This window comes from Lysinibacillus sp. GW247-5R2A (genome assembly GCF_059424475.1).
Genome location: NZ_JBWKZL010000007.1, coordinates 201357 through 223750, shown reverse-complemented (window position 1 = coordinate 223750; position 22394 = coordinate 201357). Strand labels below are relative to the sequence as shown.

General features: G+C 31.7%; 17 protein-coding genes. 16 read left to right on the top strand and 1 reads right to left on the bottom strand.

The genetic code is table 11. The features are described from left to right. The first annotated feature begins 59 nt into the window (after window positions 1–59). The 13 genes from AC07YC_RS12795 to AC07YC_RS12735 all read left to right on the top strand — a co-directional run bounded on the left by AC07YC_RS12795 (window position 60) and on the right by AC07YC_RS12735 (window position 15476). Window positions 60–1781 (top strand): motility associated factor glycosyltransferase family protein, encoded by a 1722-nt coding sequence (locus AC07YC_RS12795; RefSeq protein WP_494919564.1) that lies wholly within the window; start codon window positions 60–62, stop codon window positions 1779–1781. Next, window positions 1774–2124, top strand: coding sequence for a DUF8042 domain-containing protein (locus AC07YC_RS12790; RefSeq protein ID WP_336636190.1), 351 nt, complete (start codon window positions 1774–1776; stop codon window positions 2122–2124). The genes AC07YC_RS12795 and AC07YC_RS12790 overlap by 8 nt, the downstream gene beginning before the upstream one ends. Continuing rightward, window positions 2121–3344 carry a motility associated factor glycosyltransferase family protein gene (locus AC07YC_RS12785; protein ID WP_336636191.1) on the top strand — a complete coding sequence of 408 codons (1224 nt, stop codon included), beginning with the start codon at window positions 2121–2123 and terminating at the stop codon, window positions 3342–3344. Before AC07YC_RS12790 ends, AC07YC_RS12785 begins: the two co-directional genes overlap by 4 nt. After that, window positions 3345–4367 carry an acylneuraminate cytidylyltransferase family protein gene (locus AC07YC_RS12780; RefSeq protein ID WP_336636192.1) on the top strand — a complete coding sequence of 341 codons (1023 nt, stop codon included), beginning with the start codon at window positions 3345–3347 and terminating at the stop codon, window positions 4365–4367. It begins immediately after the preceding gene. Continuing rightward, window positions 4368–5858, top strand: a complete 1491-nt coding sequence (locus tag AC07YC_RS12775; RefSeq protein WP_336636193.1) for an N-acetylneuraminate synthase family protein — start codon at window positions 4368–4370, stop codon at window positions 5856–5858. It begins immediately after the preceding gene. Between the two features lie 6 nt (window positions 5859–5864). Beyond that, window positions 5865–6713 (top strand): class I SAM-dependent methyltransferase, encoded by an 849-nt coding sequence (locus tag AC07YC_RS12770; protein WP_336636194.1) that lies wholly within the window; start codon window positions 5865–5867, stop codon window positions 6711–6713. A 325-nt stretch (window positions 6714–7038) separates the two neighbouring features. Continuing rightward, entirely contained in the window at window positions 7039–8541 is a 1503-nt protein-coding gene (gene rfbH / locus AC07YC_RS12765; RefSeq protein ID WP_336636195.1) for a lipopolysaccharide biosynthesis protein RfbH, read from the top strand. A gap of 9 nt (window positions 8542–8550) precedes the next feature. Further along, on the top strand, window positions 8551–9351 hold the full coding sequence (rfbF, locus tag AC07YC_RS12760) for a glucose-1-phosphate cytidylyltransferase (protein WP_336636196.1): 801 nt from the start codon (window positions 8551–8553) through the stop codon (window positions 9349–9351). After that, window positions 9348–10439 carry a CDP-glucose 4,6-dehydratase gene (rfbG, locus tag AC07YC_RS12755; protein WP_336636197.1) on the top strand — a complete coding sequence of 364 codons (1092 nt, stop codon included), beginning with the start codon at window positions 9348–9350 and terminating at the stop codon, window positions 10437–10439. The genes rfbF and rfbG overlap by 4 nt, the downstream gene beginning before the upstream one ends. 205 nt (window positions 10440–10644) lie before the next feature. Next, entirely contained in the window at window positions 10645–11529 is an 885-nt protein-coding gene (locus AC07YC_RS12750; RefSeq protein WP_336636198.1) for an acetaldehyde dehydrogenase (acetylating), read from the top strand. A gap of 4 nt (window positions 11530–11533) precedes the next feature. Next, on the top strand, window positions 11534–12544 hold the full coding sequence (gene dmpG / locus AC07YC_RS12745; RefSeq protein WP_494919563.1) for a 4-hydroxy-2-oxovalerate aldolase: 1011 nt from the start codon (window positions 11534–11536) through the stop codon (window positions 12542–12544). Between the two features lie 32 nt (window positions 12545–12576). Further along, window positions 12577–14373, top strand: a complete 1797-nt coding sequence (locus AC07YC_RS12740; RefSeq protein ID WP_336636200.1) for a thiamine pyrophosphate-binding protein — start codon at window positions 12577–12579, stop codon at window positions 14371–14373. 161 nt (window positions 14374–14534) lie between these two features. Next, window positions 14535–15476, top strand: a complete 942-nt coding sequence (locus AC07YC_RS12735; protein WP_336636201.1) for an NAD-dependent epimerase/dehydratase family protein — start codon at window positions 14535–14537, stop codon at window positions 15474–15476. A 302-nt stretch (window positions 15477–15778) separates the two neighbouring features. Here AC07YC_RS12735 and AC07YC_RS12730 read toward each other — a convergent pair whose 3' ends face one another. Continuing rightward, window positions 15779–17680 carry a glycosyltransferase gene (locus tag AC07YC_RS12730; protein WP_336636202.1) on the bottom strand — a complete coding sequence of 634 codons (1902 nt, stop codon included), beginning with the start codon at window positions 17678–17680 and terminating at the stop codon, window positions 15779–15781. 751 nt (window positions 17681–18431) lie between these two features. Here AC07YC_RS12730 and AC07YC_RS12725 point away from each other — a divergent pair. The 3 genes from AC07YC_RS12725 to AC07YC_RS12715 all read left to right on the top strand — a co-directional run bounded on the left by AC07YC_RS12725 (window position 18432) and on the right by AC07YC_RS12715 (window position 22366). Then, a complete protein-coding gene (locus tag AC07YC_RS12725; RefSeq protein WP_336636203.1) occupies window positions 18432–19646 on the top strand; it encodes a glucose-6-phosphate isomerase in 1215 nt (404 codons plus the stop codon). After that, complete coding sequence (locus AC07YC_RS12720) at window positions 19639–21339, top strand: phospho-sugar mutase (RefSeq protein WP_336636204.1); 1701 nt, start codon at window positions 19639–19641, stop codon at window positions 21337–21339. Before AC07YC_RS12725 ends, AC07YC_RS12720 begins: the two co-directional genes overlap by 8 nt. A 661-nt stretch (window positions 21340–22000) precedes the next feature. Further along, window positions 22001–22366: a flagellar protein FlaG gene (locus AC07YC_RS12715; RefSeq protein WP_336636205.1), complete on the top strand. Its 366-nt coding sequence runs from the start codon at window positions 22001–22003 to the stop codon at window positions 22364–22366. Window positions 22367–22394 lie beyond the last annotated feature (28 nt).

The following is a 22394-nucleotide window of genomic DNA, read 5'->3' as shown; positions in this document are numbered from 1 at the left end:
TGAACGGATTCCTTTATTTTTTTCGAATTTTGACGATAAAGTAATTGAGGTGAGACATTTTGTCAGAATATAAAATTGAATACATAAAGACTAGAAATAATCTAGAGTCAGTTACAGTGAATGGTTATTTATTACATAGTAAATATGATCCGATTCAAGAAGCTTCAAGAATAGTTGAAAAAGAATTTGAACAGGGTTATGTATATATTTTATTTGGATACGGTTTAGGATATTTAGCAGAGGTATTATATGAAAAAATTGAAGATGCAACAAAACTAATTATTATTGATCCCATATACCCATTAATAAATGCAGAAGAAAAAATAGGTAAATTTACAATTATTCATGAACTTAAAAAAAATGAATTAGAAGTATTAATTGCTGGTGCTCTTAGAAATTTAAGTAGAAAAATAAAGGTAATTTGTTCACCTAACTATGATAAAGTTCTTCCAAACGAAATGAAAAGGGTTTTAGAAATAATAAAAGAAGTACAAAGAATGCTTCAAGTTCAAGAAAATACTATAAGGCTGTTTTCAGACAATTGGCAGGAAAATTATATACAAAATTTATTTAATGTAAGCCAAGATAATCCGTTGGGAAATTTAAAAAATATATATACCTGTCCAGTAATCTTAGCATCGGGTGGTCCTTCTCTAACTAAACAGTTGTCACTGTTAAAGGAAATAAAAAATCAAGTAATTATAATAGCGGCTGGTTCCACCATTAATTCGCTTCTTGCTAATGAAATTGAGCCAGATTATATTGTGACTATAGATGGAGGGCTTGCAAACTATAATCATTTTAAAGATATAAGGAAAATAGAATCAAAATTAATTTATTCTATTACTAGTCATTATAAAATTCAAGATGAATACACAAATAATAAATATGCCTTTCTACCTGCTAGTAATAAAGTATATGGAGAACATATTAACAAGGTATTTTCAATTGATCTACCTCTCATAAGTGGTGGCGGATCAGTCGCAAACTTCGCCTTTTCAATAGCTGCGTATATTACGTCAGGACCAATAGCACTTATAGGCCAAGACTTAGCATATACAGATGGTAAATCCCATGCAGAAAGTAATAAACGTTTTACTGAGATAGATCTAGATTTTGGTGAATCTAGAACAATTATAGAAATACCAGGGTATTATGAAGGCATGGTTATTACGGATTACCCATTTTTATCAATGAAAAAAAGTTTTGAAGTCCTACATCAAAAAATGCAACATGATTCCCCTATTTTTAATTGTACGGAGGGAGGAGCAAAGATTGAAGGTATGAATCAGCTATCTTTTGTTGATTTTTGTGAATCATATGTCTATCAACAACATGGTGTTAATAAAGAAATCGTAAAAGAAAATAATTATAAAAAAATAAATAGTTCAATTTTTATTAGTAAAATGAATGCGATTATTAATATATATAACTATTTGATAAAACAATTGGAATTAGCACTTAAATTTTTGAACCAGAATAATACTATAGGCACATTTAATAAGGACATTTTAAAAGAGTTGAGTAAGATTGATAAAAATTTGGATAAAAAATTAAAACAAGTATCATTGAATTATTTAACAGATCCAATTACTCTGGATATCTTAAGAAACTATGAACCAAAATTAAATGAGAGTTCAATAGAAACATATACAAGGGTGTATAATCAATCTAAAGAACTTTACTCTAGATTATTAGAAGCAATAAAAAAAACAAAACAATATTCTCTAGATACCATTGATAAAGCAAAAAGAAATGAGAGAGGTAAAGAAAATGGATGATATTTTAAAAGAAACGATTGAAAGTTACAATGAGTATGTTAATAAATTACCAGTTGGTAGTAGAATCATTGCAGAAAAACTACGTGAAGATCAAATTACGGAAGCATTAAATTTTATTAAAGATTTTACAGAAGGTGTTATGTGGTTAATAGATGCAGGGAACTTAATTGAGAAAAATGGAATTACTGTTTATTTAGTTATCAATTCAATTCAATCATATTTAAGCGAAATTAATGATGGTCTTCAAATTCAAGATTACAATTTAGTAGCAGATTTATTTGAATATGAAATTGCTCCTTTCTTTTCCAAACTACAAGACATTGATAGTACGCCAACAGCATGAAGTTTGAGATATTAAAGGCAAAGAATGGAGAAGATACAGTAAAAGTTAATAATCTTCTTTTATATAGTAAATATCGGCCAGTTGAAGATGCAAGACGATTTATTGATAAAGAATTTATTCAAGAAGCAAAAGGATATCTACTGGTTGGTTTAGGGCTTGGATATCACCTGAAGGCACTACAAGATTTAGTAGAGCCACATAAAGAAATTATTGTTTTGGTTTTAGATCAAAAGGAGCTTAATTGTTATAAAGGTTCTGAATTTGAAATGGAATTAAGCCATAAAAAAAATATACAATTATTCGTTAATATTAGTGATTTAGCATTGAATACAGACTATCAAGTAATCATTCCACATGTTTGGCTACCAGTAATAGGGCAAGATCATCCTTTGTATTCTTTTTTGATGGATATTAAAATGAAACAAATGTCATATAAACGATTTGCTCCATTAATGGAAGAAAACTTTAAAATTAATATTCAGCTAGATGATTTTAAACTTATGACTATAAAGGAGAGTTTAAAAGACAAGAAAATAGCCGCATTAGTTTCTAGTGGTCCTTCACTGAATGAAACAAAAAATTGGTTAAAAAAAGTAAATGAAGATGTTTTTATTTTGAGTGTAGGTTCTGCATTGAAACCGTTATTAGATGCTGGAATCACACCTAATGCAGCCATAATTTCTGATCCCCAACAATTAATAATGAAACAATTTAGCGAGCTTGAATTTAAAGGAGATTTATTTTACCTATGCACAGCTGATAATAATACAGTAAATAATCACAAATATAATAGATGTGTATTATTACAAAATGGCTATTCATTGGCAGAAAAATTAGCAACTGAATTAAAGTACCCAACTCTAGATACTGGTGGTTCGGTAGCAACTTTAGCATTCAGCCTTTTAGAATATCTTGAATTTAAACGACTTGTATTATTTGGTCAAGATTTGGGATTTAGTAGTAACGAGTCGCATGTAATAGGGTCAACATCGGGAAGGACTGTTTCAGATATAGAAAAACTCTTAACGGTAGAGTGTAATGCGGGTAAAGAGATAAATACAACAAATACACTTTATAGCTATTTAAAATGGTTTAATAGTGTAGTTCAGGATACTAGAGTAGAAGTTTATAATACGGCTTTATATGGTGCTAAAATCGAAGGGACTCAATTGATAAACGAAAAGCAATTTTGTGAATTAATTAGTAAAGGAAATATATAAATGACAAAAATACTTGCAATCATACCTGCTAGGTCAGGTTCAAAAAGTGTAAGAGATAAAAATATTCGACCTATAAATGGAAAACCTATGTTAGCCTATTCCATAGAGCACGCTTTAAATTCAAGCAAAATAAATCGTGTGATTGTAAGTACAGATAGTGAGGAATATGCAAATATTGCGAGTAAGTATGGTGCAGAAGTTCCTTTTCTTCGACCAAAAGAAATTTCAGGAGATTTATCTTTAGATATTGAAGTATTTCAACATGCCCTTGCCTATTTAAAAAAAGAAGAGGGGTATGTTCCAGATATTGTCGTTCAATTGAGACCTACTTACCCTATTAGAAATGTGCAGGATATTGATCAAATGATTGATTTAATATTGTCAGATGACCAAATAGATTCTGTTCGTTGTATAGTAGCAGCAAAAGAAATTGCCTATAAAATGTGGCGTAAAAATGATGATGAAACTTTAACACCATTACTTACTGATATTGAAGAAGCTTATAATATGCCCAGACAGCAATTGCCCAAGATTTTTTATCAAAACGCGTGTATTGATATAATCAGAACGAGTGTTATTACTGAAAAAAATTCAATGTCTGGTCAAAAGATTAAAGGATATGAATTAAATCATAACTTTGATATTGACACAGAGGATGAATTTTTAAAAGCGGAGCAGTATTTACGCTTGATGGAAGGAAACTATCGTTTTGTATTTGATATCGATGGTGTAATAGCTGAATTTAGAGAAGATTTGGATTATCGCTTTGCAACGCCTAATAAGAAAATGATACATATCATTAATCAGCTTTATGATGCAGGGAATAACATTATTTTATTTACGGCGAGAGGATATGTTACGAAGCAAGATTGGCGTGAAGTAACAGCGAAGCAGATGTCAGATTGGGGTTTAAAGTATCATGAGTTGCTGTTCGGTAAACCAAATGCTGATTTTTATGTCGATGATAAAATGATACATATGAACGATTTATATAGTTTCTTTACTAGAATGGAGATGAATTAAATGAGTATATTTGATAATTTAATAATTTTTGAGATGGCGAATAGCCACCAAGGTAGTGTAGAACATGGCATTAGCATCATTAAAGAGATGGGCAAAATTTCTAGAAAATACAATGTGAAAGCTGCTGTGAAATTGCAATATCGTGATATTGATTCCTTTGTACACCCAGACTTTAAAGAAAGAACAGATATAAATCACATACCAAGATTTATGAGTACAAAATTAAATTTTGAGCAATTTTGTGAATTAATAGATGCTATTAAATCAGAAGGTATGATTGCGATGAGTACACCATTTGATGAAACGGGTGTTAACTGGTGCGTTGAACAAGGATTAGATGTCATTAAAATAGCAAGCTGTAGTGCGATGGATTGGCCGTTACTTGAAGCTGCTGCTGTTACAGGCAAACCCCTTATTATTTCAACGGGTGGGAAAACAATAGCTGATATTGATAAAATATATAATTTCTTTACTCATAGAAATTGTGAGTTTGCATTATTACATTGTGTAGCAGAATATCCAGCACCAATGGAAAGACTTCAGCTAGATTTTATAGACCGAATGAAGAAGCGTTATCGAAATATTACGATTGGGTATTCAGGGCATGAAAATCCTGATGATAATATCGTTTCGATGTTAGCTGCAGCAAAAGGAGCAAAAATCCATGAGCGTCATGTAGGTTTACCGACAGAAACAATCACACTCAATACATATTCAATGAATCCATCACAAGCTGATAGATGGGTAAAATCTATTGTTACTGCAAGAGATATTTGTGGCTTGAAGAAAGAAAATACAAAATATATCAGCCAATCAGAACTTGACTCATTAAACTCTTTGATGAGAGGAGTTTATGCGAAAAAAACGATTGCAATTGGAGATAAGATTACGGAAAATGATGTATTCTTTGCGATGCCATATCAAGAAGGACAGCTAAGCAGTGGGGATATGTATGATGGATTAGTTGCGACAAAAGAATATAGCGTAAACGCTCCAATTTATGAAAAAAAGTATACATCTGATATAAAAAGTGCTAGAAGCGTTATTCATGATGCAAAAGGTATGCTGTTCGAGGCGGGTATTGCATTGGGTAATGATTTCGAAGTGGAATTATCGCACCATTATGGTATGAAAAATTTCAGACAAATTGGAGCCATTATTATTAATATCGTAAATCGCGAATACTGTAAAAAATTAATCATTGTTTTACCTGGACAAAAACACCCACGTCATCTTCATAAAATAAAAGAAGAAACATTCCAATTATTATATGGAGATTTAGAAGTTGAGATAAATGGTTCGAAATCCATTATGCACCCAGGGGATATGAAAACAGTGTTACGAGGTCAAATTCATTCCTTCTCATCTAAAACAGGTGCGATTTTCGAAGAGATTTCTACAACTCATGTTAAAGGCGATTCTTATTATCAGGAAAAAGAAATTTCTAAATTAGATTTGATTGAGAGAAAGACAATTATTAGAGAGTGGTGAGTATCAATGAAATGTTCTTTATGTGGATCCGATAAAATAAAAATGCGTTTTGAACGTGTAAGGGATCGAAGTGATATCCAAGTTCTGGAATGTGAGAGATGTACATTAGTATTTTTGTCTTCATTTGAGCATATATCAGATGAATTTTATGAAGAATCAGGTATGATGAATGGCAAAGTTTATATAAAGAATTATCGTCAACAATCAATTGTTGATGATAGACGTCGATTTAATGATTTGAAAAATAAAATAATAGGTAAAAAAGTTCTTGATTTTGGATGTGGTGCTGGAGGTTTCTTGCACCTAGGAAATGAGCTATGTGAAGTAATTCATGGTGTTGAATTAGATAAAGCTTTAAATAAAATTATTAATGAGGAGGGAATTAAATGCTATTCTAATATAGATGAAATTGAAGAAAAATATGACATAATTACTTTATTTCACGTTGTTGAGCATTTAGTTGATCCTATAGAAACACTTGGGAAATTAAAGAAACATTTGAAACCAAATGGAATTTTATTGATAGAAGTTCCTAATGCTGATGATGCTCTATTGACATTATTCAACAATGAGGCATTTGCCAATTTTACATATTGGAGTTGTCATCTGTATTTATATAATGAGTTTACATTAAAGTCGTTGTTAAAAAATGCTGGGTACTCTGTGAAAGCTGTGAAACAAATTCAAAGGTATCCCTTAAGTAATCATTTGTATTGGCTCAGTAAGGGAATGCCTGGTGGACATAATCATTTTGGTATATTAGATAATCCATTATTAAGGCAGTCTTATGAAAGTTCATTAGCTGCACTTGGTAAATGCGATACTATAATTGGTGAATTTCAAGTAGTTGATTAAGAGTTAATCAAATTAAGGGGTTTAGTAGTAAATAATTTTTTGTAGTAACATTATTGTTATTAACAAGATCTTCAAGACTCACTTTTTGCTGTCGATTTCTAAAATAATTCTAACAGCTGTAAATTTAATGCTTGTAAGTTCTAAGTTTGCAGCCGAAACGACAGTATAACTAGTGAAATGCGTAAAAAGAATTCAAAAAAATAAAAGATGAAGTAATTTATTTAAGTTAACTTATCATACTAAAAAAATACAAAAGTTTATTATTAAGCAAGTATATAAATGTTGATTAACTCTTCAATAATACTTAACTAAATAGGAGTATACGATGGTTAAAATAGGAGATATTCTAAAAATAGAAGATGAATTACAGATAGTTGTAGAGTGTAATAAAAAAACGGTTGTTACAATGGGTTATATAAATCAAAGTATTATTTCTAATCAAATAGAAGAATTCACATTTGAAGAATTAAAAGAGAAATCCATTAATTTAGTAGGCTCAATTTCACAAGAATTATTAGAAAAGGCAAAGCGTAAAATGATTTTCAACAAAGTAGAAGAATTCCATGATTTATTTCATCAAAAAAAGGAATTTGTTTCAGGAGAAAATCAATTAAGTTATGCAGGTAGAATCTATGACAAAGATGAAATGATAGCTTTAACAGATGCATCTTTAGACTTTTGGCTAACTTCAGGCCGTTTCTGCAATCAATTTGAAACCGACTTTGCAAAGTATTTAGGTGTAAAATACGCACTCCTAACGAATTCAGGTTCATCGGCAAACTTATTAGCAGTTTCGGCACTAACTTCACCTAAGTTAGGAGATAAACGTCTACTACCTGGCGATGAAGTAATAACAGTTGCAGCGGGATTCCCTACAACTGTAGCTCCAATTTTACAAAATAGACTAATCCCTGTCTTTGTGGACATTGATTTAGGAACTTATAATATTTCTGCAAATCAAATTGAGCAAGCCTTATCAGACAAAACGAAAGCTATTGTAATTGCACATACAATGGGGAACCCTTTTGATTTAGATACAGTTATGGAAGTAGCTAATAAGTATAGTTTATGGGTAATTGAAGACAATTGTGATGCTCTTGGTGCAAAATATAACGGTAAATTAACAGGTACTCATGGTCATATTGGTACTTCTAGTTTCTATCCTCCACATCATATGACTATGGGTGAGGGTGGAGCAGTATATACGAATAATCCGAAATTAAAGATGATTATTGAATCGTTTAGAGACTGGGGACGTGATTGTTGGTGCCCATCTGGTTGTGATGATACGTGTAACAAACGTTTTGATTGGCAACTTGGACAATTACCTCAAGGGTATGATCATAAATATACATATTCACATATTGGTTACAATTTAAAAGTTACAGATATGCAAGCTGCTATTGGTTTAGAGCAGTTAAAGAAACTTCCTAAATTCATTGAAAGGAGAATTCATAATTTTAATCGACTTAAGTCAAATTTAATAGTTCTTCAAGAAGATCTGATATTACCAGAAAAAACACATAATAGTGATCCTAGTTGGTTTGGTTTTATTTTAACAGTAAAAGATGGTAGTAAGGTTTCGCGCAATAAAATAGCTCAATATCTTGAAAAAAATAAAGTTCAAACAAGAATGCTATTTGCAGGTAATTTAACAAAGCAACCTGCATTTGTCACTTCTGAATATCGTCTTGCAAGTGATTTAAAGAATACGGACAAGATTATGAATGATACATTTTTAGTTGGTGTATATCCGGGATTAACTGATGAAATGATTGATTATATGAGTAAGAAGATTATAGAAGCAGTAGAATTCGCAAAACTTTGAGGTGATAAAATGAAAGTAGTTATTTTAGCTGGTGGATTTGGAACACGTATTAGTGAAGAATCTCATCTTAAACCAAAACCAATGATTGAAATCGGCGGTAAGCCTATTCTTTGGCATATTATGAAAACATATTCGCATTATGGATTTAATGATTTTGTAATTTGTTTAGGGTATAAATCTTTTTATGTAAAAGAATATTTTGCACATTATTTTTTACATGAATCAGACGTTACATTTGATTTTAGAAATGGAAATAAGCAAATTATCCATCATGTGACAGCTGAACCATGGAAGGTTACATTAGTAGATACTGGATTAGAAACAATGACTGGTGGTCGTTTAAAGCGAGTAAAGGATTATCTTGATAATGAAACATTTATGCTCACATACGGTGATGGTGTTTCTGATGTGAATATTAAAGATCTAATAGAGTATCACAAATCTCATGGGAAACTAGCTAGTGTTACAACCATACAGCCAAGTGGTCGATTTGGCGCGCTAGAATTAGGAGGGAATAATGAAGTATTTGGTTTTCAAGAGAAGCCAAAAGGAGATGGTGGCTGGATTAATGCAGGATTTTTTGTTATGGAACCAGAAGTACTAGATTATATTGATGGTGACGAAACAATTCTTGAAAAAGCTCCATTGGAGAAATTAGCATGTGATGGACAGCTTAAAGCCTTTAAACACACTGGTTTTTGGCAACCTATGGACACGTTGAGAGATAAAAATTATCTAGAGGAACTATGGAAGAAAGATGAAGCACCGTGGAAGATTAAAAAAACTGAAAATAAAGGTAAAAAAATATGATTGATCCATTATTTTGGAAAAATAAAAAAGTTTTTCTAACGGGCCATACAGGTTTTAAAGGATCATGGTTGTCTATTTGGTTACATTCAATGGGAGCAAATGTAACTGGGTATGCTCTGCAACCGCCCACTAAACCCTCATTGTTTGAAGTAGCTGGTGTGAATAAGCTAATCCATTCAGTTATAGGTGATATAAGAGATAGAAATTTTTTGGAAAAAACTTTGTTGCAAGCTGATCCGGAAATCGTTATTCATATGGCAGCGCAGCCGTTAGTAAGGGAATCATACAAAGATCCAGTAGATACTTACTCTACAAATGTTATGGGCACGGTTCATTTATTTGAGAGTATTAGAAAATGTACCTCGGTGAAAGCGATAATTAATGTAACAACAGATAAATGTTATGAAAATAAAGAATGGACATGGGGCTATCGCGAAAACGAACAACTGGGGGGATATGATCCATATTCAAATAGTAAGGCTTGTTCGGAGTTGGTGACTGCGTCATACCGTAGCTCCTTTTTTAATCCAGCTAATTATGATAATCATGGAGTAGCTGTCGCTTCTGCTAGAGCAGGTAATGTCATTGGTGGCGGTGATTGGGCGAAAGATCGTCTTATCCCTGATTGTATCAATTCATTAGAAAAAAATGAAACAATCATTATACGTAATCCACATGCAATTCGCCCATGGCAACATGTACTAGAACCATTAAGTGGATATTTATTACTCGCAGAGAAGTTGTATAATTATGGACCAAAGTATGCAGATGCCTGGAATTTCGGCCCTAATGATGAAGATGCAAAGCAGGTTGAATGGATTGTACAAAAAATGACTGAAGAGTGGGATGGTCCAGCGCAATATAAGGTGGAAAGAGAAACCCTTTTACATGAAGCGAATTATTTGAAATTAGATTGCTCTAAGGCAAAAATCCTTCTAGGATGGCAACCGAGATGGTGTTTAAAAATGACGATTGAAAAGATTGTAGAATGGACGAATCAATATCAATTGGGTAAAAATATGCTAGATGTATGTCTGCAACAATTGGAATTATATAATAAAGTTGAACGGCTAAATGAGAACTTTTGAGAAAAGTCCTTCTAAAGATCTTTACTTACATATCGAAAGCTACCAGAGTAATAATATCAATCTATATTCTAAATCGACATAAAAAGATTGCCATATGAATGAAAACTTGTTTAATAAAAGATAAACTAGTCATTAGGTCTGGAATTTTCTAACATTATTTATAGATGGTAATTATTAACTTTGGAAACAAGGAGGTTTGATAAAAATGCTACATAATCCTAGTAAAATAAAAGTTGCGATAATAGGTAGTGGGAAAATAGGTACTGATTTATTAGTAAAGACCATTCGTTCGAAATATTTAGAGTGTTCCCTTTTTGTAGGTAGGAATATAAATTCAGAAGGTATCAAAAAAGCTATTGATTTAGGTGTTAATGTATCAGATCAAAGTATTAACGCTTTAATAGATAATCCAAACGAATTTGATATTGTTTTTGATGCTACGTCTGCAGAGGATCATAAGTATCATGCTTCAATACTCAAAGAAATGAATAAATTTGTTATAGATATGACTCCTGCAAAAATAGGTACTATGTGTATTCCGTCAGTAAATTTAAATGAAGCTTTATCTGAAAATAATGTAAATATGGTTACTTGTGGTGGACAAGCATCCATACCGATTGCTTATGCAATTGGTAAATCCCATTCAAATGTTGATTACATCGAGGTAATTTCTAGTATTTCTTCAAAAAGCGCAGGAGCTGCTACTAGATTAAATTTGGATGAATATATAGAAACTACAGAACTAGGTTTAAAACAATTTTCAAATGCAAAACGAACTAAAGCATTATTAAATTTAAATCCAGTAGAACCTTGTATTGATATGCAAACTACCATTTTTGCAAAAGTTCAAAATCCTAATATTGAAAAACTAAATGAAGAGTTATGTGAACTAATAACAAACATAACAAGATATGTACCTGGCTATAATATTATAGTTCCACCAATGATTGAAAATGAAAAAATAGTAGTTATGGTGAAAGTTAAAGGTTTAGGAGATTATCTCCCTGAATATGCAGGTAATCTAGATATTATTAATTGTGCAGGGATAGCCATTGCTGAAGAATATGCAAAAAAAATAGGAGTGACGTAAAATAATGAATGAAATATTGATAAGTGATCCGACTTTACGTGACGGCTCCCATGCTATAGGCCATCAATTAAGTAAGCGGCAGATAGAGGAGTATTGTAAATTAGCAGAGAGAGCAAATATTCCAATTGTTGAAGTTGGACATGGTAACGGGTTAGGTGCTTCATCACTTCAGGTAGGAGAGAGTTTACTAACTGATGAAGAAATGCTTGTAACTGCAAAACAAAATTTAAAAAATACTAAGTTAGGTATACATGTTATACCTGGTTTCGCTACAATCAAAAGAGATCTAGATGTTGCAATTTCTTATGGAGTTGATGTTGTACGAGTCGCATCCCATTGCACTGAAGCGGATATCACAAAAAGACATATTGAATTTGCGAGAAGTAAAGGTAAAGAAGTTTATGGAGTATTAATGATGTCGCATATGGCTTCATCAAATTTGTTAGTGGAGGAAGCTAAAAAGATGGAGTCTTATGGAGCGTTGGGAGTTATATTGATGGACTCTGCAGGCGCTTATTTACTTGAAGATGTCAAAGAGCGAATATCTTGTTTGGTAAATAAACTGGATATTCGTGTAGGTTTCCATGCACATAATAATTTAGGTTTAGGAGTTGCGAATAGTCTAATTGCAGCACAAGAAGGTGCGACAATAATTGATGGTACATCTCGCGGATTTGGAGCTGGCTCAGGGAATGCGCAACTTGAATCATTAATTGCAGTACTTCATAAAAGTGGTTTTAAAATTGATATTGATTTCTATAAAATGTTAGATGCTGCAGAATATATAGAAAAAGAATTTTCGAAGGAATTACCGTTTTCAGATTCTCTAAGCATAATAAGTGGAAAAGTAGGTGTTTTTTCAGGTTTCAAAAAGCATGTTTTAAGAATAGCTAATGAATCAGGGGTAAACCCTAGAGATATTTTAGTTGAACTTGGGCAAAAAGGAATCGTTGCAGGACAAGAAGATATAATAATTGAAGTAGTAAATAAAATAAAGAATAGAGATAAAATATAGTTTAATATAAATTTAAAATAGGAGGTTTAAAAATGGAAATTAGAGTTGCTGATTATATAACAGATATGTTGTATAAAGCAGGGGGGGAGCATGTCTTTTTAGTAACTGGTGGGATGATAATGCACTTGACAGATGCATTACAACAACATGAAAGTCAAAAATATACTTGTTGTCACCACGAACAAGCCGCATCTATGGCTGCCGAAGCATATGGAAGATTTACCTCGAAGCTAGGTGTTGCTTATGTTACGGCAGGACCAGGTGCTTTGAACGCAATAACGGGGATAGCTGGTGCATACGTCGATTCTTCCCCATGTATATTAATTGCTGGCCAATCAAAGGCTGCTTTGGCAAAAGTGCAAGGTGTAAGACAGTTCCCATTACAGGGATTTAATAGTTTACCGATGTTTGATAATATTACCAAATACGCGGTAATGATTGATAATATATCAAAGGTTAAATATGAAATAGAAAAGTGTATCTATTTAGCTAAATTGGACAGAGTAGGTCCAGTTTATATAGAAATACCAGTAGATATTCAAGGTGCATTTTTTAATCCAGACAATTTTGAAGGGTTTAAACCTGAAGATATAAATAGTAATTCTGAAATAGATGAAAAAGTTTCGTTAAAAGAGCAAGTTAAAAAAGTAAAAAAAGAAATTTTGAGAAGTAAGAGGCCTTGTATCCTTGTAGGAGCTGGGGTGCGCCTAGCAAACGGGATAGAATCATTTCATAAATTAATTGATAATGTTGGAATTCCAGTGCTCACTTCGAGACTTGGAATGGATTTAATAGATTACGATCACTCTCTTTTCATAGGTAGACCAGGTACATACGGAGATAGACCTGCTAATTTTACCATCCAAAATTCAGATTTACTAATAACTATAGGTTGCAGGTTAGGAATTGGTTTAGTTGGATATGATTTTGAGGACTTTGCCAAAAATGCCAAAAAGGTTTATGTGGATATAGATAAAGATGAAATCTCTAAGCCGTCTGTAGTTAATGATATTTCAATACAAGCCGATGCAGATCTTTTTATAAAGATGTTAATTGAAGAATTAGAAGACTATAGATTTGATAATGTGGATTGGTTAACACGAACTCAAACTTGGAAAAAAAAATATCCAGTTGTTCTTCCGTCCTATGCAGAAGAAAAAGAGGGAGTAAATTCATATTATTTTGTTGATAAATTATCTAAACATATGTCAAATGAAAGTGTATTTGTAGTAGATACTGGATCTTGTTTTCATGTTCATGCTCAGGCTTTTAAGGTGAAATTTGGACAAAGACACATAATAACAGGTGGATTATCTACTATGGGTTACTCACCTGCATCTATAGGGGTTGCAGTAGCAAATAAAGGAAAAGAAGTTTATTGTTTGACTGGGGATGGTTCTATACAGATGAATCTTCAAGAGTTTCAGACGATAGTCCATAATAAACTACCAGTAAAATTTATTATATTAAATAATAATGGTTACTTATTAATCAGACACACACAAAACAATTTTATGGATGGTAGATTTATTGGTGAGAGCCAGGATTCCGGAATAAGCTTCCCAGAAATTAAGAAAATTGCTGATACTTACGGAATCAAGTATATGAGAATTGAGTCTATTGCGGAAATAGATAGTGAAATTTCTAAACTTAAGGAATATCAAGGTCCTATTATATGTGAAGTAATAACACCTTCTAATCAATTATTGATTCCAAGAGTGTCATCAAAAAAATTATCTGATGGAACAATGATGTCAATGCCTTATGATGATATGTACCCGTTTCTGCCAAGAGATGAATACCTAAGTAATTGCATTATAAAAAATTAATATCCCTATATAAACTATTTAATGTACTTAAACTTAGTTAGTAGATTTATTTTTGTTTTTTAGTTTGTTGGAGTATTAAGTATCTTTATTTCAACTTATATAGTTATTAGAATTATTAATTTAAATGGTGTATATGTTGATAACTGGGAGAGTTTTGAGTAATGGAGAATAATAATAAAAAAGTAGCAATACTCGGAGCTACTAGTCATGTAGCCAAAAATTTAATATATTATTTTTCAGTTGATTATGTGCATATGGTATTATTCGCTCGGGATTTTAATCATTTGAGGAGTTTTATTAACCTAAATATATCTACTTCAAGCAAAATTACAGTTGAAAAATTCGAAAATTTTTCTCTTGGAGAATATGATGTGATTATAAACTGTGTTGGAATTGGAAATCCTGAAATTCTAAAAAAAATGGGTGGAGAAATATTAATACTTACAGAGAAGTTCGATAATTTAATCCTCGACTATCTTTATAATAATTCAGATACTCTTTACATCAACTTTAGTAGTGGTGCAGCGTATGGTACTGATTTTACAAATCCAGCAGATGAAAATAAAGGTGCAATGATAAATATTAATAATATTTCTTCAGCTGATTATTATACTGTTAGCAAGATTAATTCTGAAGCTAAGCACAGAGGATTATCTGAATTAAATATTGTTGATTTAAGAATATTTGGTTTCTATAGCCGTTTTATAAACGAGGATATGCCATATTTTTTAAATGAAGTATTTAATAGTTTGAAAAATAAAAAGAAATTTATAACTACAGATTTCGATTTTAAAAGAGACTTTATTCATCCCTCAGATTTAGTAAGAATGGTGCAGAATGTAATGAAAATAAAGAATATTAACACTACTTATGATGTATATAGCCTTCAACCTATTTCAAAATGGGACTTACTAAATTATTTATCTAAAAGATATTATCTAGAAGTAGAAATTGAGCATGGAACCATTCCTAACTCTGTTACTGGTATTAAATCAAACTATTATTCTATAAGTAAATTAGCTGAAGAGATAGGGTATCAGCCAAATTATAGTTCGTTAGACGCGGTTCTTTTTGAATTAAATAGTAAACTTAGTATAAAATAATGTATGTAATTTTCAGTGAATCTTTGATAATCGACTAACCCATTCAATACCAACCATAGCGAAAAAGAGGAAACTTATTCTTCAATTTAAGTCGAATTGAAAAGTAACAATGTCTAAATCGACATCAGCTCAGCTACTTCAAATGAAATAAGAGTTTCACCTTATGATTTATTTTCAGAATTAAAACATCACATGAATATATGATTTGAAAATAGTATCACAAAATTAGCGCCCACAGTAAATCTACTGGGCGCTCTTGGTGATTTTTAATACCACTTTTATTTTGCAATAAACACCATTCGCTAATCAATATTGTATATTAATTCATCGTCTTCAATTAGCCCTGCAAAGTCACTGGATATAATAAGTTGGTTTATAACGTTTATATCAAAATCCCTCTCCGGTATTGACCCTTTGAAGAACTCTTCACTAATACAGTAGTTATAAACTTTGAAAAATTCCTTTTTACAAAAAGTTAAACTAGTAATTTTGGAATAATAAATTAAAATATTTATTTTACATAAAAATAAAGTTTTTGATACTAAATGGATATATAATTTTCTAAATAACTCTGGATTATCTTTTGACACTTCGAGATTATAGATAATGTTGAAAAATTCTTTGTGTTGAGACATTCTACCTTCTATAGTTGCATATTGAGGTATTACAACATTATTGTATGTAATATAATGTTGGTTGTCATTTCCATCAAATTCTTCTGCACTACCTTGTTGGATTAAAGGAAGTGAAGTAGAGCAGACATTTCCCATTTCACATAATAACAATTCAAAATACATATGTGGATAGTAATAAAAGACAGAATTATTTAAATTAGACAGTGTATTTTCTAATGCACTAGATGCATATAATAATTCTCTATTCATTAAAAGTCCAGATATATAGTTGGATGTTAACATAAATTGTTCTAGAGCGTCTTTGCCTTTCTTTTTAGCTATATCTGGTAAATTGTAATAATTTTCTACAGAAGTTTTTAATAAGGCAAGTGAATTTTCTTGATTATTTTTTGAAATAAAGTTTAGTATTTTTCCTAGTATTTTTTCATTAACTAAATCTTCATCGCTAAGCAATAATATAAATTTACCATTTGCAAGTTCGCATACTTTACATAAATTAACTGCAAAACCCATGTTATCTTTAAATTCGAAATAATTTAATCTACTATCATTAATTGTCTTTAATTGATCATAGTGATATTTAGTCTCATTTTTTGTCCCATTATTAGAAACAACAATTTCAATTTCAATGTCATAATTGAATTCTAATAGTTTTTTAATTGTATTTAAAGCTCTATGTCCCCTATTATAAGTGGGGATACAAATGCTAATCAGAACATTATCTTTTTCGAATGGATAGTTTAGACGTTCTTGGTGGATTTCATCTAAAAACGCTTTAGGATAAGTGATTTTAGATGAAAAATTAATAATATTTCTTGGAATAATTAAGTTTTCATTTTTAATAAAATCAGTTAATTCTTTAATACAATGAAAAATATTTATCGATTCCCAATCTTTAGGGTTTATTTTTTTACCTTGAAGCGAGGAATAAAATAACATTATATCCTCTATCACAAAATATCCAACTTTATTTTTTTTAGAAATGAATTTAGAAACATATAAAACTTTGTCAAGATTGCCTTCTGTGAAAATGCAAAAGTTAGAAAACTCATCGAAATTTTCTTCTTTAATTAAAAGTTCAAAATCATTATGTAAATTCAACTTATTTACTAATTTTTTGTTTTCTTTATCATATATATAAAATTTACTTTCCAAAAAAGGTAATAGCCAATATCTTAGCTCCTTAAAAGTTGGAATGTCTAAAAATTTATATCGTTTTTTAATTGTCAAAATGTTACTTTGATAATTTTTTTGAAATTCCTCTATATTCGGCGTAATAAAAGCTTCACAAATAATATTGTGAATGATGTTAGTATTATAATTATTTTGTTGTGCAAAGTATAAGTTGTCTAAAAAGCCTTCATAGTCGTGCATGTTAAATAGTAATATCGCATAATTATAATAGATTTCTGCTGCTAGTGATTGATTAGTTATTTTTATTTCAAAAATATAATTTTTTATGTATTCTTCGTAAAGATTCTTTGCTTCTTCTAATTTTTCGTTTTGTATAAAACTTGAAATATGTTGTAATAATTGTTCAAAAAATTCTTTACTTGCCTCATTTTGCATTGAATATTACCTCCAGATGTTAAGTATAAATTTTACTAATAAAGTTGAAAATACAGTGAATTTTTAAGATAAAAAAATCCCTTACAATTGTGATGGGCAGTCCTGTCCAAATCTCAACAATAAGGAGTAATTTTAATACGTGACAAGCATAGCAAAGAATCAACATTTTTTGAATACTTAATTTCACTTGAGGTGACACAATTGTTTAATATTTACGGAATTTATTTTCCAATCACAGAGATGGGGTAATCTTAAGGAGATGTATATTGTTATGTATATAATAGCATTGTCTTCGAATCTATTGATGAAGTCATAAATAGACAAGTGCTTTTCGGCTAGTTCAAATGACTTGGAGTAAGGTTCCTCCACCTTTTTAGATTAAAAAGTCTTTTTAATTTATTGGTTTTAAATCCTAATATTTACTTATGTGTTTTTGCCATCCCTAAAAACGTCTAGTACAGGCTGGTTGTGAATAAGGTGCTTTTTATGACGTAGTGTGCCATTCTTTATTTCGTTTTTGTTCACCTTTAATAAACGATTGTAAAGTAAGTATTTTTTTACTCTACATGGTGTTACTTAAGTTTAAAAGTTCGTCATGAATAAAAAAACTAGATCATTAGGATATGTCTGTAATCTTAATAATAGGGATACGGAACATAATAGTGAAAAATTGTTTATCTCTGTCGATATAATAACAATAATCGAAACTTGATCTTAAAAAGAACAAGCTGTTTTAACAGGAGTTGAGAATATGATCAATTATCAATCCATTAACAATATTCCGAAAATTAAATTTAACAATTCAAGCAACATGTCTCACTATAATCCTGTTACAATCGGAAATCTTCTGACGATTCAAAAAGTAGCCAATGAAGTGAATTCACAAGCTCAAATTTTTCTTATCATCGGTGTAGGTGGTTCATTTCTCGGTGCACGAGCTGTCATCGACGCTTTAACTCCTTATTTCTGCAACAAGAAGGGTGTGGAGATTGTATACGCTGGAAATAATATGAGCGGTGCATACTTAAAGGAATTATTAGTCTATTTAGATACAAAAGAAGTGTATGTTAATGTTATTTCAAAATCCGGTTCGACAATGGAACCTGCTTTAGCATTTCGGGTAATGAAAGGTTACATGGAACAGCGTTACGGGGAAACAGCACGAGAACGAATTCTAGTAACAACGGATGCCGAAAAAGGTATTTTAAAGATGATTGCAGAAAAAGAAGGGTATCGTCAATTTGTTGTACCATCTGACGTGGGTGGCCGTTTTTCAGTATTTACACCGGTGGGGTTGTTACCGATTGCAGTTGCAGGTATTGATATAGAGGCTTTTGTACGTGGTGGTAGACAAGCAGAGTTAGATTTTTCTGGTGACTCTAATAGTGCTATCGATTATGCATGTACGCGCTATGCGTTGTATCAGCAAGGTTATTCGGTTGAAATATTGGCATCATTTGAGCCAAGGCTTAATAAACTACATGAATGGTGGAAGCAGTTATTTGGTGAGAGTGAAGGGAAAGAGCATAAAGGTTTATACCCTTCCACAGTGAACTATTCGACGGATTTACATGCCATCGGTCAGTTTATTCAAGACGGTAGCCGTATTATGTTTGAGACGCTTATTCACTTTGAGGAAATAGACGAAGATGTAGATATTCCATTTTCATTAGATGATATGGATGGGCTCAATTATTTAGCTGGACGTTCTATGAATGATATTAATGCAACATCAAAAGATGGAGTAGCACTTGCACACGAAGAAGGTGGAGTACCAGTTATTCGTATAGAGCTGCCAAAGTTGGACGCATATCATGTTGGTTATTTAATGATGTTCTTTATGAAGTCCTGTGGTATAAGCGCTAGCTTCCTTGAGGTTAATCCATTTGATCAGCCAGGTGTCGAGGCATATAAAAAGAAAATGCTTGAGTTGTTAAAGGAAGATGTGGTGAACGTTCGTGAGTAAAGAATTATATGAACTATGGCGAAAGATGGCAGACTGTTTCTATCAGGAGGAACTTTGTGCCATTGCTGATGATGACCAGGCAATAGAAGAACGTTTTTATCAATATGTCCCGTTTGGTACAGGTGGGATGAGAGGCAAACTAGGGGCTGGTACAAACCGACTGAATATTCATACGATTCGTTTAGTAGCTGAAGGGCTTGCTCGTCAAATAGAGTCTCAAGGAGTGATCGCGAAAGCACGCGGTGTTGTAATTGCTTATGATACACGTCATTTTTCGCAGGATTTTGCTTATGAGACTGCCGGTGTTTTGGCAGCACATGGGATTCAAAGCTATGTCTTCAAGGAAAGCCGTCCAACACCAGAGTTAAGCTTTGCTGTACGCTATTTAGGTGCTTTTGCCGGTGTTGTTATTACAGCGAGTCATAATCCTAAAGAATATAATGGCTTTAAAGTTTATGGTGAGGATGGAGCACAATTGACGCCACAATTTGCTGATGAACTTGTAGAACATATGAAGGGAGTAACAGATATCTTTTCTATTTATTCTTGTTCTAAAGAGGAATTAACTACTTCAGAATTATGTATAGAAATACTTGAACGAATAGATGATGCATATCAAGAAGCACTTCAAAAGTTAGTACAGAATGCAGTTGACTCAAAAGATTTACCTATTGTCTACACACCGCTCCATGGAGCTGGTCTTGTCCCAACAATGCGTTCGTTAGAGGTAGGGGGCTTTACAAATGTGCAGGTAGTGACTGAGCAAGCAGTCCCAAATGGAGATTTTCCCACAGTAAGTTATCCGAATCCTGAAGAAGTAGCATCGTTCGAGATGGCAATGGAACTTGGACAACAAATTGGAGCTAAGTTACTACTTGCAACAGATCCTGATGCAGATCGACTTGGTGTAGCGATTCACAATGGTGAGGGTTATACATTGTTAAATGGCAATCAATTAGGTGCACTACTTTTACAGTATATTTTATCAAGTAAACAAAAAGCAGGTACATTACCTAGTAATGCGGCAATGTTGAAAACGATTGTGACATCTGAATTAGGGACAGCTATTGCAGAATCCTTTGGTGTGACAACTATTGATACATTGACTGGCTTTAAATATATCGCTGAAATAATAGCAGAATTTGAGGCAACGGGTGTACATAAATTTATCTTTGGCTATGAAGAAAGTTATGGATATTTGGCAGGTGACTTTGTACGTGATAAGGATGCTGTACAAATAGCATTACTAACAGCAGAGATGGCTGCTTATTATTCTGAAAAAAATCAAACATTGTTAGATGCACTCAATGCACTTTATGAAAAATATGGGTACTATAAAGAAAAATTATTATCTTTCACATTTGAAGGCGTAGAGGGACAGAAAAAAATTGCAAGTATTATGAGGGAATTCCGCAAAGCACCGTTAAGAGAATTTGACGGCATTGCTATAACAGCCAAAGAAGATTACATAGAAGGTATTTCACATTTAGCAAGCGGTGAAGCAAAAGCATTGTCATTCCCAAAAGCAGATGTTTTGAAATATTTATTAGCAGATGGTTCGTGGATTTGTATTAGACCTTCAGGAACTGAACCTAAGTGCAAGGTTTATATCGGTGTTCACAAATCTACCAAGGTTGAAGCACAAAAAAAAATTAATAGCATAGCGCATAGTATAAAAAAAATTATAATATGATGGAGCTGGATAGTGTGCAGTAAAAGTTAGTAAAATGAAAGTATCAAATAAAAAAATTGCAATATTTTTCAGCACAAATAAGGAATATTTGATTTTCGCTTGAATAATTATATTGGTCGATCAGTTATACCTATCTTTTAAAAGGTAGGTATTTTTTTGTCATTACAAAAAAAGTCAAGATCAGAAAAACTCTAATTGATATTTATCAATTACGCGAAGCACCCAAGTGGCATATTTGTTGAAAAGTACAAAACACTTATTCATAAGAACAAAGGAATGTGCAAACTATCGATATGTGATTATTCTCACTGTCTGTAGGTTCTCAAAAATAAGTATGACACAGATTAAGAAAATTTAGTATCCAGCAAGGGCTTTGAATTTTGCATATAACTGTATAAAGAGACTTTAACAATGCTATATGTACAAGTGAAAAATACGGCAGAATAATTTAATAAAAGGCAATTTTTCGAAAGAGGAGTAGTCTAGGTCTTGAAAAAAGTAATATATGGGATTGAGCCTATAAATTTTTATTTTTAAAAAATTAATAATTAATTTTAGACGAAAAAGCTCTAATCATTTTGTTTAACCAAAAACGTGAAATAATACTAAATGCTTCCGATATTAATGGTAAGCAAATGAAAAGCTAAGGAGGTTGAGTTTAATGCGTATTACCGCGCAAAGACAAACAATCGATACAAAAGCTGTTAATGGGGAAGAAAACGTTAAGACTAATTTTGCCTCTGAACCTAACTCTCAGCAATTAGTGGAAAAAGTAACTGCTGTTGGTGAAGAACAAGAAATTTCAAAAGAGAAACTGCAACAAGCCGTTGATGCAGTAAATGATTTTCTAGAGATCAATTACAGTTCTTCAAAATTTATATACCATGAAGGTTTAGGCAGATATTATGTATCAGTAGTGAACAGAGATACTGATGAAGTAATCAAGGAGATTCCACCGAAAAAATTATTAGATGCTTTCTATGAAATGCAAAAAATGGTTGGAATGATTATAGACGAGAAAATATAAAGATAACTAGGAGGAATAAAGAGATGGT

Bases quoted from the DNA above. Each gene is read 5' to 3' on its own strand.
- AC07YC_RS12770 (WP_336636194.1), top strand. From the start codon at position 5,865: ATGAAATGTTCTTTATGTGGATCCGATAAAATAAAAATGCGTTTTGAA.
- dmpG (WP_494919563.1), top strand. From the start codon at position 11,534: ATGAATGAAATATTGATAAGTGATCCGACTTTACGTGACGGCTCCCAT.
- AC07YC_RS12715 (WP_336636205.1), top strand. From the start codon at position 22,001: ATGCGTATTACCGCGCAAAGACAAACAATCGATACAAAAGCTGTTAAT.
- AC07YC_RS12775 (WP_336636193.1), top strand. From the start codon at position 4,368: ATGAGTATATTTGATAATTTAATAATTTTTGAGATGGCGAATAGCCAC.
- AC07YC_RS12750 (WP_336636198.1), top strand. From the start codon at position 10,645: ATGCTACATAATCCTAGTAAAATAAAAGTTGCGATAATAGGTAGTGGG.
- AC07YC_RS12780 (WP_336636192.1), top strand. From the start codon at position 3,345: ATGACAAAAATACTTGCAATCATACCTGCTAGGTCAGGTTCAAAAAGT.
- rfbF (WP_336636196.1), top strand. From the start codon at position 8,551: ATGAAAGTAGTTATTTTAGCTGGTGGATTTGGAACACGTATTAGTGAA.
- rfbH (WP_336636195.1), top strand. From the start codon at position 7,039: ATGGTTAAAATAGGAGATATTCTAAAAATAGAAGATGAATTACAGATA.
- AC07YC_RS12735 (WP_336636201.1), top strand. From the start codon at position 14,535: ATGGAGAATAATAATAAAAAAGTAGCAATACTCGGAGCTACTAGTCAT.
- AC07YC_RS12790 (WP_336636190.1), top strand. From the start codon at position 1,774: ATGGATGATATTTTAAAAGAAACGATTGAAAGTTACAATGAGTATGTT.
- AC07YC_RS12725 (WP_336636203.1), top strand. From the start codon at position 18,432: ATGATCAATTATCAATCCATTAACAATATTCCGAAAATTAAATTTAAC.
- rfbG (WP_336636197.1), top strand. From the start codon at position 9,348: ATGATTGATCCATTATTTTGGAAAAATAAAAAAGTTTTTCTAACGGGC.
- AC07YC_RS12730 (WP_336636202.1), bottom strand. From the start codon at position 17,680: ATGCAAAATGAGGCAAGTAAAGAATTTTTTGAACAATTATTACAACAT.
- AC07YC_RS12785 (WP_336636191.1), top strand. From the start codon at position 2,121: ATGAAGTTTGAGATATTAAAGGCAAAGAATGGAGAAGATACAGTAAAA.
- AC07YC_RS12740 (WP_336636200.1), top strand. From the start codon at position 12,577: ATGGAAATTAGAGTTGCTGATTATATAACAGATATGTTGTATAAAGCA.